General features: G+C 56.5%; 19 protein-coding genes and 1 tRNA gene. 11 read left to right on the forward strand and 9 right to left on the reverse strand.

Going from position 1 to position 18,462, the window contains the following annotated elements; all coding sequences use genetic code 11:
- Positions 1–78 precede the first annotated feature (78 nt).
- A complete protein-coding gene (locus tag FGU71_RS02280) occupies positions 79–474 on the reverse strand; it encodes a Mov34/MPN/PAD-1 family protein (protein ID WP_142787070.1) in 396 nt (131 codons plus the stop codon).
- Positions 475–491: 17 nt separating this feature from the next.
- On the opposite strand from FGU71_RS02280, the gene FGU71_RS02285 reads away from it, so the two are divergent.
- Together FGU71_RS02285 and rpoH are read left to right on the forward strand one after the other, a co-directional pair.
- Positions 492–1,445: an RluA family pseudouridine synthase gene (locus tag FGU71_RS02285; protein WP_142787071.1), complete on the forward strand. Its 954-nt coding sequence runs from the start codon at positions 492–494 to the stop codon at positions 1,443–1,445.
- A 113-nt stretch (positions 1,446–1,558) separates the two neighbouring features.
- On the forward strand, positions 1,559–2,461 hold the full coding sequence (gene rpoH / locus FGU71_RS02290; RefSeq protein ID WP_142787072.1) for an RNA polymerase sigma factor RpoH: 903 nt from the start codon (positions 1,559–1,561) through the stop codon (positions 2,459–2,461).
- Between the two features lie 68 nt (positions 2,462–2,529).
- Here rpoH and FGU71_RS02295 read toward each other — a convergent pair whose 3' ends face one another.
- On the reverse strand, positions 2,530–3,867 hold the full coding sequence (locus FGU71_RS02295; RefSeq protein ID WP_142787073.1) for an amidohydrolase: 1,338 nt from the start codon (positions 3,865–3,867) through the stop codon (positions 2,530–2,532).
- Positions 3,868–3,963: 96 nt separating this feature from the next.
- Here FGU71_RS02295 and mtgA point away from each other — a divergent pair, with 96 nt between their 5' ends.
- From mtgA to FGU71_RS02320, 5 genes are all read left to right on the forward strand, one after another.
- Positions 3,964–4,635: a monofunctional biosynthetic peptidoglycan transglycosylase gene (gene mtgA / locus FGU71_RS02300; protein ID WP_142787074.1), complete on the forward strand. Its 672-nt coding sequence runs from the start codon at positions 3,964–3,966 to the stop codon at positions 4,633–4,635.
- Between the two features lie 5 nt (positions 4,636–4,640).
- Positions 4,641–5,639: a cation diffusion facilitator family transporter gene (locus FGU71_RS02305; RefSeq protein ID WP_142787075.1), complete on the forward strand. Its 999-nt coding sequence runs from the start codon at positions 4,641–4,643 to the stop codon at positions 5,637–5,639.
- On the forward strand, positions 5,639–6,223 hold the full coding sequence (locus FGU71_RS02310) for a sigma-70 family RNA polymerase sigma factor (RefSeq protein WP_142787076.1): 585 nt from the start codon (positions 5,639–5,641) through the stop codon (positions 6,221–6,223). Before FGU71_RS02305 ends, FGU71_RS02310 begins: the two co-directional genes overlap by 1 nt.
- Positions 6,220–7,026: an anti-sigma factor gene (locus FGU71_RS02315; protein ID WP_234035599.1), complete on the forward strand. Its 807-nt coding sequence runs from the start codon at positions 6,220–6,222 to the stop codon at positions 7,024–7,026. The genes FGU71_RS02310 and FGU71_RS02315 overlap by 4 nt, the downstream gene beginning before the upstream one ends.
- A gap of 154 nt (positions 7,027–7,180) precedes the next feature.
- Positions 7,181–7,750, forward strand: a complete 570-nt coding sequence (locus tag FGU71_RS02320; protein ID WP_142787077.1) for a fasciclin domain-containing protein — start codon at positions 7,181–7,183, stop codon at positions 7,748–7,750.
- A 112-nt stretch (positions 7,751–7,862) separates the two neighbouring features.
- Here the strand turns inward: FGU71_RS02320 and FGU71_RS02325 are convergent, their stop codons facing one another.
- The 4 genes from FGU71_RS02325 to FGU71_RS02340 all read right to left on the reverse strand — a co-directional run bounded on the left by FGU71_RS02325 (position 7,863) and on the right by FGU71_RS02340 (position 11,772).
- A complete protein-coding gene (locus FGU71_RS02325) occupies positions 7,863–8,090 on the reverse strand; it encodes a hypothetical protein (protein WP_234035600.1) in 228 nt (75 codons plus the stop codon).
- 116 nt (positions 8,091–8,206) lie between these two features.
- The gene (gene clpX / locus FGU71_RS02330; RefSeq protein WP_142787079.1) at positions 8,207–9,481 is read right to left on the reverse strand and encodes an ATP-dependent Clp protease ATP-binding subunit ClpX; all 1,275 of its coding nucleotides are present in this window, start codon (positions 9,479–9,481) and stop codon (positions 8,207–8,209) included.
- 205 nt (positions 9,482–9,686) lie between these two features.
- Positions 9,687–10,391, reverse strand: coding sequence for an ATP-dependent Clp protease proteolytic subunit (locus FGU71_RS02335; protein ID WP_142787080.1), 705 nt, complete (start codon positions 10,389–10,391; stop codon positions 9,687–9,689).
- Between the two features lie 94 nt (positions 10,392–10,485).
- The gene (locus FGU71_RS02340; protein WP_142787081.1) at positions 10,486–11,772 is read right to left on the reverse strand and encodes an acyltransferase family protein; all 1,287 of its coding nucleotides are present in this window, start codon (positions 11,770–11,772) and stop codon (positions 10,486–10,488) included.
- Between the two features lie 198 nt (positions 11,773–11,970).
- Here FGU71_RS02340 and FGU71_RS02345 point away from each other — a divergent pair, with 198 nt between their 5' ends.
- Positions 11,971–13,572, forward strand: coding sequence for an amidase (locus FGU71_RS02345; protein ID WP_142787082.1), 1,602 nt, complete (start codon positions 11,971–11,973; stop codon positions 13,570–13,572).
- Between the two features lie 87 nt (positions 13,573–13,659).
- On the opposite strand, the gene tig is transcribed toward FGU71_RS02345, so the two are convergent.
- Together tig and FGU71_RS02355 are read right to left on the reverse strand one after the other, a co-directional pair.
- Positions 13,660–15,246 carry a trigger factor gene (gene tig, locus FGU71_RS02350; protein WP_142787083.1) on the reverse strand — a complete coding sequence of 529 codons (1,587 nt, stop codon included), beginning with the start codon at positions 15,244–15,246 and terminating at the stop codon, positions 13,660–13,662.
- A 75-nt stretch (positions 15,247–15,321) separates the two neighbouring features.
- A tRNA-Leu gene (locus tag FGU71_RS02355) sits at positions 15,322–15,406 on the reverse strand.
- 143 nt (positions 15,407–15,549) lie between these two features.
- Between FGU71_RS02355 and FGU71_RS02360 the strand changes: the two genes are divergently transcribed.
- From FGU71_RS02360 to FGU71_RS02370, 3 genes are read left to right on the forward strand one after another with little or no spacing between them, the layout of a single operon-like run.
- Entirely contained in the window at positions 15,550–15,849 is a 300-nt protein-coding gene (locus FGU71_RS02360; RefSeq protein ID WP_142787084.1) for a DUF3297 family protein, read from the forward strand.
- 51 nt (positions 15,850–15,900) lie between these two features.
- On the forward strand, positions 15,901–17,355 hold the full coding sequence (gene der, locus FGU71_RS02365; RefSeq protein WP_142787085.1) for a ribosome biogenesis GTPase Der: 1,455 nt from the start codon (positions 15,901–15,903) through the stop codon (positions 17,353–17,355).
- The gene (locus FGU71_RS02370) at positions 17,355–17,831 is read left to right on the forward strand and encodes a DUF2721 domain-containing protein (protein WP_142787086.1); all 477 of its coding nucleotides are present in this window, start codon (positions 17,355–17,357) and stop codon (positions 17,829–17,831) included. Before der ends, FGU71_RS02370 begins: the two co-directional genes overlap by 1 nt.
- Before the next feature lie 126 nt (positions 17,832–17,957).
- Here FGU71_RS02370 and bfr read toward each other — a convergent pair whose 3' ends face one another.
- Complete coding sequence (gene bfr / locus FGU71_RS02375) at positions 17,958–18,440, reverse strand: bacterioferritin (protein ID WP_142787087.1); 483 nt, start codon at positions 18,438–18,440, stop codon at positions 17,958–17,960.
- Positions 18,441–18,462: the final 22 nt, after the last annotated feature.

An 18,462-nucleotide genomic window follows, 5' to 3' on the forward strand; every position in this document is an offset into this window, starting at 1 on the left:
AAAGTGTGACTTTCGCCTTGTCCGATACGACTAGAGCAAAAATTGCTCCCCGGCGCACCCCTCATTTGCCAAATTTTCCTAGTCGGTTCCCATAGCGTAGGAAAGCGTGTCAAAGTTGTCTTTATTATCTCGCCAGAACGCGATGGTGCCGCCGGCAAATATGGCCCATACTTTGCCGTCATGCGCAGCCATGGCGCGGTCGGTCGCGGACGGGCTGGGATCGCCGCTGGGATGGGAATGGAAGTATCCGATCACCTGCAAACCGCCGCTGCGTTCGGCTTTAAATGCGCGGATCAAGGCGTGCGGATCGATCTCAAAATGCGTGCGCGGGTCGGGATGAACATTGCGCGTCTCTAACAGTGCAGAGATGCAATTGCCCTGCCCCAGCAAAATGGCGCAGGCTTCCTCGGGCTGCGCGGCGATTGCGGCGCGCTCCATCCTCTCGATTACTGCTCTTGAGACTTCCAATGACATCGCCCATTGCCATAACCATGTCCGCTGAAGAAATCATCTCCGGCACTGTGCGCATTGCCGCGCGGCTCGACAAAGCGCTGGCCGAGGCCACGCAATTGTCGCGCGCCCGCGTTCAGGCGCTCATCGCCGAGGGTCAGGTTGAGATTGGCGGCCATGTCGCCTCGTCTCCATCCGCAAAAGTCGATGAGGGCACAGTTTTTCGGATTGCTGTTCCCCCGGCGATTGAAGCAACGGCAAAACCGCAAGACATACCGCTCGATGTTGTGTTTGAGGATGAGCATCTGATTGTCGTCAACAAGCCCGCCGGAATGGTCGTGCATCCTGCTGCGGGTAATCCCGATGGCACATTGGTCAATGCGCTGCTGCACCATTGCCGGGGGCAGCTGAGCGGCATCGGCGGGGTGGCCCGGCCCGGTATCGTCCACCGGATTGATAAAGACACATCCGGCCTGCTTGTGGTTGCAAAATCAGATGCCGCGCATGAAGGGCTTGCCGCGCAATTTGCGGATCATTCGATTCACCGGCGCTATCTGGCGGTATGCAGCGGACACCCCAAGCCGGTGGAAGGCACAATCGACGAGCGAATCGGCAGATCCGAAGCCAATCGAAAGAAAATGGCTGTGCTCGACAAGAAATCCTCACGCGGGAAGCATGCAGTTACCCATTATAAGGTTTTGCAAGCGATGGAGGAAAGCGCGGTGATCGAATGCCGCCTTGAAACCGGCCGCACCCATCAGGTGCGCGTTCACTGCGCATCAATCGGCCATGCTTTAATAGGAGATCAGACCTACGGGAAAACACCCAAGCGATTGAAAACGCTGATTTCAAAGATAGGTTTTGCACGGCAAGCCCTGCACGCGGCCGAATTGGGATTTTTGCATCCTATTTCGCGCCAGACCGTATCTCTTTCAGTACCGGTTCCCGCCGATATGGCGGAACTAATCGACCAACTTGGGCGTTTTAATCGATGAAATGCGCAACAAAACGCGCAGTTTATGTGTATATGTAACCGTGTGGCCCGAAATGACGGATGCCCATCAGGGGTCCGTCGGTAGAGGTCGACATAAGAAAGGTTAGGATTAAAGTGAGTAAAGCAAAGACCACAGTCCCGGCACTGGGCGGAGAGAAAGGCCTCAACCGGTATCTGTCGGAAATCAAAAAATATCCGGTGCTGACGGCTGAGAATGAATACATGCTCGCCAAGCGCTATTCCGAACACGAAGACCCCGATGCCGCGGCACAGCTCGTATCGAGCCACCTGCGTCTCGTCGCGAAAATCGCGATGGGTTATCGCGGCTATGGGCTGCCCGTGTCTGACCTTATTTCCGAAGGGAATGTGGGCCTGATGCAGGGCGTCAAGAAATTTGAGCCCGATCGCGGTTTCCGCCTCGCGACATACGCGATGTGGTGGATCAAGGCCTCTATCCAAGAATACATCCTGCGCAGCTGGTCGCTCGTGAAAATGGGTACGACTGCCGCTCAGAAAAAACTGTTCTTCAACCTTCGCCGGATGAAAAAACAGCTCGAAGCCTACGAAGACACCGATCTGACACCGGATGATGTGACGAAAATCGCCACTGATCTCGGCGTACCGGAACAGGAAGTCGTCAATATGAACCGGCGCATGATGATGGGCGGCGATGGCTCGCTCAACACGCCCATGCGCAACGGTGAAGAGGGTTCGGGCGAATGGCAGGATTGGCTGACCGATGATGGCCCCCTGCAAGATGAGCTGGTCGCTGACGCACAGGAAACAGAAGTGCGGCACGATATGCTGGTCGAAGCGATGGGTTCGCTGAACGACCGCGAAAAACACATCCTGACAGAGCGTCGCTTGACGGAAAAACCGCAGACCCTCGAAGAGCTGTCACAGGTTTACGATGTATCGCGCGAGCGTATTCGTCAGATCGAAGTGCGGGCCTTTGAAAAACTGCAAAAAGCAATGCAGCGGATCGCCGGTGAACGGTTGTTGCCGGGAGTGGCGTAAGCTTTAACTGACCTGAAAACAGAAAACCGCCGCGAGCCAGCAGGTTCGCGGCGGTTTTTGTTTGGTCGTCACTTAACCGGCGCGAGGTCCATCACCGCTGCGATCATCGCGCGCGTGCCCAGCGTTACGCTTTCACGCGGGGCAATTTTGAATAGGGGCGAATGGTGCGATGGCACGCGCGGACCGCCATTCTCAGCCGCCTCGAATGCCTCGGCAGGGGTTCCGCCGACGCGAAAATAATAGCCGGGCACGCCGTATTCATCGGCGACGAAATAGGCGAAATCTTCTGCACCCATGCCGCCTTGGCTGAATGGTATGAAAACTTCCGCACCCAGATCCCGCTGAATCACCGAATTAAGCCGCCGCGCGAGCTCTGGATCGTTGTTGGTCACCGGCGTGCCCTCGCTTACTTTCACCGTCACAGGCAGATCATCAGGCAGGCCGTGGGTTTTTCCCATATTAACGGCGATACGCTCGATCGCGGCGAGCAATTGCGCGCGTGTCCGCTCATCATTGGCGCGCACCGTCAATTGCAGATCGGCGCGGTCGGATATGATGTTGTGCTTGGTGCCAGAGTGGATCGAGCCGACCGTGATGACAGCCGGAGAAAGCGGGCCGATTTCGCGGCTTACGATGCTCTGCAAAGCGGTGACGATCTGCGACGCGATATAGACTGGATCGCGGCCCGTATGCGGGCTTGCACCGTGCGCTCCGATCCCCGGCACCATGATATCGACCGAATCCGCGCTGGAATACTGGATGCCTTCCGATGCGGTAATCGTGCCCGTCTCCATGTTCGAGCCGACATGAAGTGCCAGCGCGTAATCCGGTTTGCCGAAACGGTCATACAGGCCATCTTCGAGCATCGCCTTGGCCCCGCCCACGCGCTCCTCGGCGGGCTGGACCACAAACATGATCGTGCCGCTCCACTGGTCCTTCATCGCCATCAGCCGCCGCGCAGTGCCCACCATCGAAGTGATATGCACATCATGGCCGCAGGCATGCATGACCGGATATTCTTTTCCGTCTTGCCCCACTTGCATCGCAGTGGATGCGTAATCGAGGCCGGACTTTTCGGGCACCGGAAGACCATCCATATCCGCTCGCAGCAGGATCAGCGGCCCATCCCCGTTGCGCATCATGCCGACAACACCCGTGCCGCCGACGCCCTCTGTTACATCCATACCCACCGCGCGCAGTTCTTTGGCCATACGCTTGGCTGTTTTTGTTTCGAGAAAGGACAGCTCGGGGTTCTTGTGAAAATGCACGAACAAAGGTGCAAGGTAGCTGTCATAATCGGCCTCTACCGAGGCGGCTATTTCACGGTCATTGGCAATTGCCGGCATTGAAAATGTCGCACCTGCCAAGGCAATGGCAGCGGCGGCGGTCTTGTAATAAGTGTACATCTGTTTTCCCCTTGGACAGCTAAAAAGCACGCGCCACGGCGATCCGCAAGGCAGACGTAATTGCGCAATCGGCCAAGCCCCTCTAAATGCAGCGCGATGGCCATAAAACTCACCCGAATTCTTGCGAAGATCATATTGTGGTTTGTCGGCATAAGCCTGATTTTGGTGATCGCGTTCAAATGGATACCTGTACCGGTAACAGCGACCATGCTGATGGACGAAAATGGCATCACCAAAGATTGGGAAAGCCTTGAAAATATCGATCCCAATCTCGTCGCCGCTGTAATCGCGGCGGAGGATGGCAAGTTTTGTGAGCATTGGGGATTTGACACCGAAGCGATCGAAAAAGCGATCAAGGAGAATTCTCAGGGTCAGCGCCGCCGGGGTGCCTCCACAATCAGCCAGCAGACCGCCAAAAACGTGTTCCTATGGCAAGGTGGCGGCTATTTCCGCAAAGGGCTGGAGGCGTGGTTTACATTTCTGATCGAAAGCATCTGGGGCAAGGAGCGGATCATGGAAGTGTACCTGAATGTCGCGGAGACCGGCATCGGTACCTATGGTGCAGAGGCCGGCGCGCAGCGATATTTCGGCAAATCCGCAGCGCGGCTTTCAGCCGATGAAGCCAGCCGGATGGCAGTCGCCCTGCCCAGCCCCAAAACCCGCTCTGTTACCAATCCCGGTGGTTGGCTTGGCCGGTATGGCAACACGATAGAGGCCCGGATGCGCACCGTTCAAGGTGACGGCCTCGCTTCCTGCGTGTATGATTGATGCAAATGGGCCACGGACACGCACATCATCACGCGCAAAACGATCACGCGCATCATGGTCACGCGCCGGGCCGCGGCGACGGCGATACCGATTGTCACGGCCTGCATAACCATCATGGCCACCATCATTCGCCCGCAGATTTCGGCAATGCATTCCTGATCGGTGTAATTCTGAACAGCGTCTTTGTCGTGGTCGAGGCTGTTTTCGGCTTCCTCTATGGCTCAATGGCATTGGTTGCCGATGCCGGGCATAACCTGTCCGATGTCATGGCTCTGCTGCTGGCATGGGGCGCCAGCATTGCCGCCAAACGACCTCCTTCGGAAAGATACACCTACGGCTTCAAAAGCTCGACCATTCTTGCCGCGCTTGGCAATGCCTTGCTGCTCGCCATTGCAGTCGGCGCGATCTTGTTCGAAACATTCCACCGGCTGTTCGAACCGACCGAGCCGCAGGGAATGGTTATGGTGATCGTTGCGGGTATTGGTGTTGCCATCAACGCCTTTACCGCGTTCCTGTTTATGCGCGGACAAGAGGATTTGAACATTCGCGGCGCGTATCTTCATATGGCCGCCGATGCGCTTGTTTCGGTGGGGGTCGTGGCCGCAGGTCTTGCGATCATTTTCACCGGATTGTGGTGGATCGATCCCATGGTCAGCTTTGCTATTGTCGCGATGATCGCATGGGGCACGTGGGGCCTTGCCAAAGACAGCCTGAAAATGGGCTTGCTTGCAGTTCCTGCAAGGATTGACGTGGCCGAGGTGCGGGGCCATTTGGCAGGGCTTGAAGGGGTAACAACCGTGCATGATCTGCATATCTGGCCAATGTCGACCACAGAGACGGCTCTGACTGCGCATCTGGTAATGCCGGGCGCGCCGTGCAGTGACGAATTTCTGCATGAAATCGCGCATTCTCTCGAAGACCGGTTCGGAATTGGCCACGCGACCATTCAGGTGGAACGCGGCACCGATGGTGCCGGCGCGCTGAATTGCGGAACCGGTTGCTGATGGCTGATCGCGGCCCGACACCGGCCAGCACCGAGGCCCGCGAAGCTCTGCGCGCAGCCATGGTTCGTCTGGCAGACGGGGACAGTGATGCGTTGGAACAGATTTACGCCGCGACCCGTGTGAAACTTTACGGGATTTGCTTCCGTATCTTGGGGGATACAAAGGAGGCAGAAGACGCGTTGCAAGACGTCTACATAAATCTATGGCAGCGGGCCGACCGTTATGATCCCACGCGGGCAAGCCCGATTTCGTGGCTCGCGACGTTTGCGCGCAATCGCGCGATTGATCGCCTGCGCACGGGAAAAGTGCGCGGCGGGGCCGTGCCTGTCGAAGAAGCAGCGCCGTTGCCCGATGCCGCTCCACTCGCCGATCAATTGATGATCGATGGCGAGCGGGCGGCGCGTGTTCACGCCTGCCTTGCGAAACTCGAAGACCCGGCACGCACCAATATCCGTGCCGCTTTTTTTGATGGCAAAACCTATGCCGAGCTCGCGGAAAGCGCCGATGTACCCTTGGGCACAATGAAAAGCTGGATCCGCCGCGGCATTATGAAATTGCGCGTTTGCCTGGAGGCGGGCGAATGAGCCAGGATACCGAAATGACCAAAGGCATCAAACGCGACGATCCGATGATTGCCATCGAATACGCTTTGGGCTTGCTTGAAGGGCAGGAATTGCTCACCGCGCGCGGACGCGTTGCTTCAGAGCCTGAATTCGCAGCCGAAGTGGCTTTGTGGGAAGATCGCTGTGCGCCGCTGCTGGATGAAGTCGCCCCGATGGTTCCGCGCAGCGAGCTTTGGGCCCAGATCGAAGCGCGCGTAAATGCGCAGCGCGAGGCCGAAACAGCGGGCAATGTTGCGGCAAGCACCAACAATATGCCAGATCGCTCAGCCGGCAATGTCATTGATCTGCAGTCACGGCTGCGCCGCTGGCAATGGACCGCAGGCCTTACCTCTGCCGCTGCTGCAATAGCCTTGGCGTTTGCCGCTTTTGGCCCTTCCGCAGTCCAGTCTCCGACAGATGTGCCGACAACCACTCTTGCCTCGGCAGATCCGTTGGTTGCGCAGGTACCGATCGGTGATACCGGGCTCCGGCTTGATGTGACCTACATTCCCGCAAGCGAGAAAATGCTCATCGGAGCCATCGGTCTGACCGCCGATGGGGTTCACGATCATGAACTTTGGCTGGTCCCCGCCAATGGCGGCGATCTGCAATCATTGGGCGTGGTCGCACCGGGCGAAGTTCAATCGATGGATTTGCCGGAAACCATCGCGCGAAACCTGAGCGACGGAGCGCAACTGGTGCTGACCCGCGAACCGATTGGCGGAAAGCCGGAAGGCGTCGATGCCGGGCCGGTTGTGGCCGAAGGCGCGTTCTCACAAGTTTGATCGGCGGCTATGTGTCCTGCGCGATTTCATCTTTTGGTGCGCTAATTTCATATTATTTTTCAATTATTTGTGATTTTTTCGCATCCACTTTGAGAAGGCCTGCGTAGCTCTACATGCAAGATCCGGGAGGGGCTTGCAGACAAAGGAGATACCAATGCCTGTAACCCCGAAGACACTCAAATCCGCAGCTTTTGCTGCTATCGCCGCAACCACTGGCCTGGCCGCTTTCGCCGCCGCCCCGGTTGCCGCACACGATCACAAAACCGCAGCCAAAACGGCGCCAAACATCGTTGAAACCGCGCAAAGCACCGGTGTGCATAACACTCTGGTTGCAGCCGTAACCGCCGCCGGTCTGGGCGAAACACTTTCCAGCCCCGGCCCATTCACCGTATTCGCGCCAACCGACACCGCGTTTGCAAAACTGCCCGATGGCACGGTTGCGACGCTGGTAAAGCCGGAAAATAAAGGCACGCTGACAACCATTCTGACCTATCACGCGGTCGCTGGAAAAGTGACCGCCGGTGATCTTGTTGCGCTGATTAACAAGCACGGCGGGAGCGCCACAATCGACACCATTTCGGGTGGCAAACTGACTGCGCGCCTGTCCGGCGACACTGTCATCATCACCGATGCCAAAGGCCGCGCGGCTGCGGTAACGCAAACAGATGTCATGACCTCGAACGGCGTAATCCACGTAACTGACGGAGTGTTCCTGCCGGCCTAACGCCAATACCTCTTACCGCGTCGTTTCATCGTTCCCCCCAACCCCTCCCAATGGAACGGCGCATTGCACGACCCCGTCTGGCCACCCCCTCCGGCCAGGCGGGGTTTTGTGTTTACTGCACGGGAAGCCAGCGGCTCATTTTGGTTTTTAGAAGGGTCACTAGGCGTTGATCCATAAACGCGTAGTCGTCCGGTATTACGAGAACGACTATGCGCGCGCCTTTCAATGCGGCGCTGTGCGCCTTTTGCAGCTTCGTGCGATGTTGGCGCTCCATCACGAAAATGATGTCCGCCCATTCGACAAGTTCATCGGACACACGCTCCTGCGCGTCGCGATTCACGCCTGCGGAAAGCGTATTAATGCCCGCGACGTTTGCAAAAATGTATTCAGCAGTAGGGCTGCGGAGCTTGTTCTTTCCGCAAACGAACAGGAAATTCTGGCTAACCAATCCGGAGATTAAGCCGCCTCTTCCTTTGCCTCTCCATCGTCGTTGGCGACAACGCGGATCGGGTCTTTCTTGCCCGAAACAACGTCTTCGTCGATCACGATTTCGGATACATCGTCCATATCGGGCAGATCGAACATCGTATCGAGCAGGATGCCCTCCACGATTGAGCGAAGGCCGCGCGCGCCGGTTTTGCGCAGGATTGCGCGTTCGGCGATGGCGACCAGTGCTTCATCAGTGAAGGTCAGATCGACGTCTTCGAGTTCGAACAGCTTGCGATACTGTTTTACCAGAGCGTTTTTCGGCTCTTGCAGAATCGTGACGAGCGCATCGACATCGAGATCATGCAGAGTCGCGATCACTGGCAAACGGCCAACGAATTCCGGGATCAGGCCAAATTTCAACAGATCTTCCGGCTCGCTCTTTTCGAGCAATTCGCCGACTTTGCGCTTGTCGGGATCGGCAACATGCGCGCCGAAACCGATTGAACGTTTCTGAAGACGGTCCGCAATAATTTTATCGAGGCCCGCAAACGCACCGCCGCAAATGAACAGGATGTTCGTCGTATCGACCTGAAGGAATTCTTGCTGCGGATGCTTACGGCCGCCCTGCGGCGGGACAGAGGCGGTTGTGCCTTCCATCAATTTCAGCAGCGCCTGCTGAACACCCTCACCCGACACATCGCGCGTGATCGATGGGTTTTCCGCCTTGCGCGTAATCTTGTCGATTTCGTCGATATACACGATGCCGTGCTGCGCTTTTTCAACATTGTAGTCGGACGACTGCAGCAGTTTGAGAATGATATTTTCGACATCCTCACCCACATAACCGGCTTCGGTCAGAGTGGTCGCATCGGCCATTGTAAACGGCACATCAAATGTACGGGCCAGCGTCTGCGCCAGCAGGGTTTTACCTGTCCCGGTCGGGCCGACCAGCAGGATGTTGGATTTCGCCAGCTCTACATCACCGCCAGCTTTGCCTGAGTGCTTCAGACGCTTATAGTGGTTGTGCACGGCGACCGCGAGGTTCCGTTTCGCACTGTTTTGACCGATGACATAATCGTTCAGCGTTTCAAAGATTTCGCGTGGGCTGGGGACTTCGCCTTCTTTCTTGCCCGCGATACCCGCTTTGGTTTCTTCGCGGATGATATCATTGCACAGCTCCACGCATTCATCGCAGATGAATACGGTCGGGCCCGCGATTAGCTTTCGCACTTCGTGCTGCGACTTTCCGCAGAAACTGCAATACAGAGTGCTCTTGCTGTCAGATCCGGTCAATTTGGTCATCCTGTAATCCTCGAATCCCTTCGATTCACACGCCTGTGAACCCAAGGGGATTCGTCAACATTATCTGTCATGCCGAATGAATCAACTCATCCGCATGGTTTTTCGGTCCGCATAGGAGAGAAAGCCCCTGCCTGTGTGGCCGATTTATCGGCTTCAAAAGGTGCCTGTCCCGCTTCGGGGCGATCGGCAATGGCTGGCGCCCGCTTTACGCAGGAGCGCCGCCAGAGCCTTCTTTCTCGTCACCTTCTTCATTTTCGGGCCGGGTCTCGAACACTTTATCGACAAGGCCAAATTCTTTGGCTTCTTCCGCTTCAAGGAACGTATCGCGGTCCATCGCGTCTTCGATCACTTTCAACGTTTTGCCGGTGTATTTCACATACAGGTCGTTCATCCGCGATTTGATCCGCAGGATTTCGCGTGCCTGAATTTCGATATCTGATGCCATGCCGCGCGCGCCGCCCGAAGGCTGGTGGATCATGATCCGCGCATTCGGCAACGCCACCCGCATACCGGGCTCACCTGCGGCAAGCAGGAAACTGCCCATCGACGCCGCCTGACCCATGCAAACGGTCGAAACCCGCGGTTTGATGTATTGCATCGTGTCATGGATCGCCATGCCCGCTGTAACCACGCCGCCGGGTGAATTGATGTACATCGAAATCGGTTTGGAAGGGTTCTCGCTTTCCAGAAACAGCAGCTGCGCTGTAATCAGGGACGCCATGCCATCTTCGACCTGACCGGTCACAAACACGATCCTCTCGCGCAGCAGCCGCGAGAAAATATCAAAGCTGCGTTCGCCCCGGCTGGTCTGCTCGACCACGACCGGCACCAACGCTCCTGTCAGCGGGTCAGTCGTGAATTGGCCTTGCGAGCCATAGGTTTCGCCGGAGTTGCCGAACAGATTGATCATGTAAAAAGCCCTTTTGAATGTCGGATACGCAATGTCGGGTCATGCCGCTTTGGATTCAAGGGCTTTAACCTTTGAACACCCAGTCATTTGCCAATCATCTGGGGGAAAGCGACCCTTTGGAGCCAATCGCACCCGCTTGCTGCGAACCTTTAGAGGTTTTCTGAACTTTGCCAAACGCTGCCAGAAAGCCGGGCTGTTTCTTGATCGCTTCGATATCGGTCTTGCCGTTGAACAACAGCCGGACAAGCGCGAAACGACGGACCAGCCCTTCGTGAATGGCGATCACTGTAACCGCAGCGGCGACAGTCAGAACCGTAAATTCAACCACGATCGGCCATTCGACAGCAGTCAGCATCCTCCCGTAAATATACACAAAGCAGTGGTGGAACAGATACATCGACAGCGCGCAATCGGCGAGCCACCTCGTGCGCTGCCCGCCCTCGCTGAAAAAGCGATGGAAGAATTGCAGGATGAACAGCACGATTGTCCAAATCGCCAGTTGGTTCGCGAACAGCATGGCAAGCCCGACTTCGAAAGTTTGTGAGGGGTCGGGATAGGGCTGGAAAAACAGCGCAGATGCGGCGGCATAAGGCATCCACCAGCGCCATTCGAACAAGGCATTGAGCAAACGCGGGGAAAGCGCCGCCATAACGCCCATCACAAAGAACGGGAATTCAGACGCCAGTTTGTACCAGCTTTGAAAACCCGGAAAGATCAGGTCGTATCCGCCGGGGACCAAAGCAGCGGCAGAATAATTGGCCGTGTTGACCAGCGCAAAGATCAACAGTGCAAAGGCGAATGCGAGGCTGCCGGAAATCCAGCCTGCCGTGCGATTCGAAAATTGCACCGCCAAAGTGCGCAAACGCGAAGTCTTTGGCAGGATCGAATGCACTGTCACCGCCAACAGGAACATCGGCAGCAAGCTGACAAGAAACCACAGGTGCAATTGCCAGGTGCCATTGGCCCAGATCTCTATGAACGCAGGGCTGCCTGCCCATTCGATCATCGACCCCTGACCGCCGGTATCAAGCCAGCGCAGATAATGTTCGATCATGTTGAATGTAAGCGCAATCGCAACCAGCGGGACTGCAGTACGAAGCAATCTGTTCGCAATGAAATCTCCCGCTGCACGCCGGGTCAGTAGCAGCACCGCGAAGAACCCGCCGACAAAGAAAAATGTCGGCGTAACAAACAGGTGAAACCCGAAAATCAGCCAATCGAAGAAATCTGCCCGGTCGGTGTTACCCGTGATCCACGGGCGAGCGGGCGCGTACACCGTCCCCGCGTGCAGCGCGACCGACAGAAACATCAATACCGAACGCGCACCATCAATATCGTGATAGTGTTTTCGTGCAGGCGGCGATTTGATCGTGTTTTGCATGGGCTTCCAATTAACTAGGGCCAATGAGCGGGGCCCGCTGAATTAAGGTTCGGCGGTATGGTGTTGCTTTGCGCAGCACCTCACCAGCTTCAATGGCAGGAATTCGTGCGTCTATTATTGAGACGCAGCCCTTCCAAATGGTTACCAACCGATTCACTGCCTCTTGCGCGTGATCGGGGAAGGCGCGATACATTGGCCATGACAACACACAGATCACCGTTTTTCGCCGCCAGCCTTTCCGCAAGTGCCATTGCCCTTGCTGCTTTAACCAGCCCCGCTTTATCGCAAGACAGCGCGGCAAATACGCCAAGCACTCCGATGGTTGGAAAGATCAATCCGGCAAATGCGGCGCAATCATCGCGGCCTCAATCCGAAGCGGAAGTGATGGCGATGGATGCAGTCCGGCGCATAGAGCAGTATAATAGCGGTCCGGACGGTCTGAATGCTGTGATCGCGCTCAACCCGAATTGGCAGCAAGACACGCGCAATGCCGCTCAGACCCGCACGCTGCTGCGCGGGCGGACCGTTTTGGTAAAAGACAATATCGAAACGCGCGAATTGCCAACAACCGCCGGCAGCCTTGCTCTCAAAGACAATATGACCGGGCGCGATGCGCCTTTGATTGCCAATCTGCGCCGCAATGGCGGGGTTATGCTCGGAAAGGCGAACTTGTCCGAATGGGCCAATATCCGGTCGAACAATTCCACCAGCGGATGGAGCGCAATCGGCGGCCTGACACGCAACCCACATGCGATTGATCGCAATTCGTGCGGGTCTTCCTCTGGAAGCGGTTCTGCGGTTGCAGCTGGCTTTGCATGGGGCGCGATCGGCACAGAAACCAACGGATCGATAACCTGCCCCGCCGCGATCAACGGTGTCGTAGGCTTCAAACCGAGCGTTGGCGTAGTCAGCCGGACCCATGTTGTGCCGATTTCGAGCACTCAGGATACCGCTGGCCCGATGACAAAGACGGTCGCGGATGCGGCTTTGCTGCTTACGGCGATTGCCGGAGCAGATCCGGCGGACAGCGCCACTTTAAGCGCAAAACGCAGCACCAATTATGCTGCGGGCCTCGATGAATATTCTTTGGAAGGCGTACGGATCGGAGTCATGCGCAACCAGATTGGTAACCGCGCCGACGTGACCGAATTGTTCGAACAATCTCTGGCTGATCTTGAACGGGCTGGCGCGATCCTCGTCGATATCGATTTTGAAATCGATACGCAGATGTTCAACGACAGTTTTACGGTGCTGATGTTTGAATTGCGTGATGAAATGGGGAAATACCTGTCTTCCATCCCGGCCTTTGCAGAAGGCAAAACTCCGCGCAGTCTGGCTGATTTGATCGCGTTTAACGAAGCCAACGCAGAGACAGAGATGCGCTGGTTCGATCAGAGCACGTTTGAAACGGCCGAAAACACCAAAGATCGCGAGGCGTATGAAAAGGCGCGCAAAAACGCTGTACGGATCGCGGGTGAGGAAACGCTCGACGTGCTGCTGGCTGATAACGATGTCGAATTTCTCGTGTCCCCCACACGGGGTCCGTCATGGGTGAGCGATCTGATCGTCGGCGACAATTTCAATGGATCAATCGGCTTCGGATCACCCGCCGCCATCGCGGGATACCCGCACCTCACCGTACCGATGGGCGCGATTGAAGGATTGCCAGTAGGCATCAGCTTTTTCGGAGCCAAGTGGGAAGATCACGCCGTGTTAAAGGCAGGCGCCGCTTATGAACGAGCGCGCAGTGCCGCTCTGCCCACCCCATCGTTTAAACGCTGGTCAGAGGATCGCGAATAAACCAGGCTTCAAACGGGCTTCAAACAAAACGGGCTGCGCTTTTCACAAAGCGCAGCCCGTTGATTTTGGGTTTATGCCAAAGCCGGTTTAATCGGCTTTCTTGGCCGGAGCTTTCTTCGCAGCGGGTTTCTTGGCGGCTGGCTTTTTAGCAGGCGCTTTCTTGGCTACAGGTTTCTTGGCCGCGGCCTTCTTTGCTGCTGGCTTTGCTGCTGGCTTTTCATCTGCCGCTTTTTCAGCACTGGCCTTCTTGGCTGGAGCTTTCTTGGCCGGGGCTTTCTTGGCTGCGGCCTTCTTTGCCGGCGCTTTCTTCTTTGGTGCGGCCTTGGCTTTTGCCGCTTCGGCTTCATCTTCGGCTTCAATCGCCGCTTGCAGCTCTTCCTGCGTAACTTCGCGCTCGGTCACGTCTGCTTTATCGAACAGGAAATCAACAACCTTGTCTTCGTAAAGCGGCGCGCGCAGCTGGGCTGCGGCCATAGGCTCTTGCTGTACATACTGCACGAAACGTTCACGATCTTCTTCGCGATATTGCTGCGCAGCTTGCTGGATCAGCATCTGCATTTCCTGCGCAGACACCTCAACACCATTGGCTTGGCCAATTTCAGACAGCAACAGGCCCAAACGCACGCGGCGTTCGGCAATTGAACGGTAATCGTCTTTTTCGTCTTCGATCTGCTTCAAAGCCTCTTCAGGGTTCTCCTCGTTAGAGGCCTCCTGCTGCAGCTGAGCCCAGATCTGTTCGAATTCGGCATCGACCATCGTGGCCGGAACCTCAAAATCATGACCAGCGGCCAGTTGATCCAGTAGCGACCGCTTCATTTGCGTGCGCGTCAGACCGGCGGTTTGCTGTTCCAGCTGACCCTTCATGATCTCTTTCAGCTTGTCGATGCTGTCGAGGCCGAGTTGCTTGGCGAATTCATCGTCGATCTTGGTGTCGGTTTCCACCTTCACCGCTTTCACGGTGACATCAAAGGTCGCTTCCTTACCGGCGAGATGCTCGGCCTGATATTCTTCAGGGAATGTCACGGTGATTGTTTTCTCATCACCGGTCTTCACGCCGACCAATTGCTCTTCGAAACCCGGAATGAAAGTGCCCGACCCGATTACCAGAGCGGCGTCTTCAGCTTTGCCGCCTTCAAATTCTTCACCGTCAAGCTTGCCGACAAAATCGATGATCAGCTGGTTGCCGTCGGCAGCTTTTTTGGTTTTGGCTGCGTCCTTATAGCTCTTGTTTTGACCGGCGATGTTCTGAATTGCTTCGTCGATCTGCTCATCGGCCACTGGCACGACCAGCTTTTCAAGCTTCAGACCGTCTGTTTCAGGAACGTCGATCTTTGGCAGAACTTCAAGCTCGACGGTGATTTCGGCGTCTTTGCCTTCGTCATAGCCTTCGCCAAGCGAAATGGACGGCTGCATTGCGGGACGCAGCTCTTCGTCCTTCATCAGTTTGTCGACCGATTCGCGGATCACATCATTGACGGTCTGCGCGTGGATCTGTTCGCCGTGCATTTTCTTGACGAGATTGGCCGGCACCTTGCCCGGGCGGAAACCCGGCATCTGGACCTGCGGAGCGATCCGTTTGATCTCGGCATCAATCTTGGCGCTGATTTCATCAGCGGTGATGGTGACGGTGTAGGCGCGCTTTAGGCCTTCGTTGGTTGTCTGCTTAGTTTGCATGAGGTTTTTACTAAAGCCTTCTTGAGCCAGAATAGTTTGCGTTTCTGCTTTCATCCGAGGTCCGGGGCGAGTCATTGGTGCGGGCGAAGGGACTCGAACCCCCACATCTTACGATACTGGTACCTAAAACCAGCGCGTCTACCAATTCCGCCACGCCCGCATTCCCAGACGAAGCCGCGCGGAAAACCAAGAGTCTCCCGCGCGCATCTGGGCTGGCCTGTATATCCGGTTGAACAAAAGGGCAAGCACAGGCTTGTGATTGGATGCTTGTTTCGCAGTGCCGAGCAGACTAATGGGCCGCTTATGACTGAAGAAAACACACCAGAACCATCCGGTAACGACGTTCCGCCAGACCACCTGTCGGTCAATCCGCGCAATCCGGCCTTTGACGCCGAGGCGCTGCAACGCGGCGTGGGCATCCGGTTTAAAGAGCGCGTGCGCACCGACATTGAGGAATACTCGATCTCCGAAGGCTGGGTTCGCGTTCAGGCCGGCAAAACGATGGACCGCAAGGGCCAGCCGCTCACGATCAAACTGACAGGCCCGGTCGAAGCCTGGTTTGAAGATCTGGGCGACAATCCGCCCATCGCCAAAAAAGGTTAGACGCGCCCTTTCCTTGCCAAGTGGCAGGATAGGGGCCACTTGATGCGCTCTATGAAACCTCAGGTCATCATCATCGGACGTCCCAATGTGGGCAAGTCGACGCTATTCAATCGGCTCGTCGGCAAAAAGCTTGCGTTGGTGGATGACCAGCCCGGCGTCACGCGTGACCGCCGGATGGGCGATGCTGAAATTGCGGGACTGCAATTTACAGTCGTCGATACCGCCGGATGGGAGGATGAGGACGAGCTCACTCTGCCGGGCCGGATGCGCAAGCAAACCGAAGCCAGCCTTGAAGGCGCAGACGCCGCGATGTTCGTTATCGATTCGCGCGTTGGCCTGACCCCGCTTGACGAAGAGATTGGCCGATATCTGCGCGAGAACGATGTTCCCATCGTGGTCGTCGCCAACAAGGCCGAAGGCTCCGCCGGGGAATCGGGCATTCTGGAATCCTATTCCCTCGGCCTTGGCGATCCAGTCCCGCTGTCGGCAGAACACGGCGAAGGCATTGCCGATTTGTTCAGCGCGCTTTGGCCAATTATTGGCGAGAAAGCCGACGCGGCAGAGGCCGCAGCTGAGCTTCAGGATGAACTTGACGAAGACGCGCCGCTGGGACCGCTGAAACTCGCGATTGTCGGGCGGCCGAATGCGGGCAAATCCACGCTGATCAATCGCCTGCTTGGCGAAGACCGCCTGTTAACCGGTCCCGAAGCCGGGATCACACGCGATTCGATTGCGATTGACTGGCAATGGACCGATCCCAAGGCCGGGCCTGATGATGACGGTGTTCGTGAAATCCGTCTGATCGACACCGCCGGAATGCGTAAAAAGCGCAATGTAACGGAAAAGCTGGAGAAGCTTTCGGTTGCCGACGCGCGCCGCGCGGTCGATTTTGCCGAAGTCGTGATTCTTTTGCTCGATGCGACTCAGGGTCTGGAGCATCAAGACCTCAAGATCGCCAGTCACGTTCTTGAAGAAGGGCGCGCTCTCATGATCGCGATCAACAAATGGGACGTCGCTGGCCAGATCGGGACCGATACGCCTTCGGGCCTGTTCAATGGAATTCGCGGGGCGTTGGATGATGGCCTCGCGCAGGTTCGCGGACTGCCGCTCTTCGCAGTCAGTGCCAAGAACGGCAAAGGGCTTGATACGATGCTGCGCGCCGCGTTTGAGATCCGCGAAAGCTGGTCAAAACGGGTTCCGACAGCGGCGTTAAATCGGTGGTTTGACGATGCTCTGGACGCAAATCCGCCCCCTGCGCCGGGCGGCCGCCGGATCAAGCTGCGCTATATCACTCAGGCAGGCACGCGTCCGCCGCGCTTTGTCATCTTCGGGACGCGTCTCGACGATTTGCCAAAAAGCTATGAACGCTATCTGGTGAACGGCATCCGCGCGAAGTTAGGCTTTGACGCTGTGCCGGTCCGCGTTACTTTGAAAAGTCCGAAAAACCCGTACAATGCCAATCGCGGCGGAGGCGGCAATTTCAGCGGTGGATCAAACAGGACGTGATGCTCGATCTTTTCGCCGCGACTGATTTTGCCGCCGAGATTATCGAGCGAACATCCAGCACACCCGACGTCCTTCGCGCAGTTCAGCTCAGCCTTGCCCCGGCTTTCCTGCTGGTCGGCATCGGTAGCATCATGAATGTGATGGTCACCCGGCTCAATTGGATCGCTGGCCGGATTGAACGTCTGATGGATCAGGAAACGGATCAGGTAATCGACAAATTCTCAAGCGAGATTGTCTGGCTGCGCAAGCGACGGTTGTTTGCGAGACGGGCGATAATGCTGGCAACTGCGGCGGCTGGCATCATCAGTGTGGTAATCGCGGTGCTGTTCGTATCGGTGTATATCCATACGCGTATCGGGACCCTCGTGGTGTTCTTGTGGGTCGTAACGATGGCCTTGTTGATCACCGCGCTGTATCACTTCCTGCGCGAAACTTTGCTGGCCGCTACCGGTCCAGATCACACGAAAGCGGTGTGACCGCGCGCAATCTGGCCTGCCTTTCGCGCTGAAAGCGAAGGGGCGAACTCCCCATAAGAAAGCCCGCCCCAACAGATTTTCAAAAGCCCTCCCAAAGGCCGAACGGCCCGGAAGAAGAAGCCTGACTTACTCTTCGCCTGCGGCCTTGCTTTGCAGTTGTACGTAATTTTGCAGGCCCATTTTCTCGATCATGTCGAACTGCGTTTCGAGAAAGTCGACATGCTCTTCCTCGTTGTCGAGGATGTGTGCGAACAGGTCACGGCTGACATAGTCACGCACACTTTCACAATATTCGACCGCATCGCGCAGCAGCGGAATTGCATCGCCTTCCAGCGCAAGATCGGCTTTCAAAAGCTCTTCGACATTCTCGCCGACGCGCAGATTATGGATCGCCTGAAAATTGGGCAGACCATTAAGGAACAGGACACGCGCAGCAAGCTTGTCTGCATGCTCCATTTCCTCAATCGATTCCTTACGCTCATATTCGGCGAGCTTCGTCAGGCCCCAATCATCGAGCACGCGGTAATGCAGCCAATATTGGTTGATCGCGGTCAGCTCGTTGGTGAGCGCCTTGTTCAGAAATTCGATAACTTTGGGATCGCCCTTCATGGCGTTGCATTCCTTGGACTAT

The organism is Erythrobacter insulae, assembly GCF_007004095.1.
GTDB lineage: Bacteria > Pseudomonadota > Alphaproteobacteria > Sphingomonadales > Sphingomonadaceae > Erythrobacter > Erythrobacter insulae.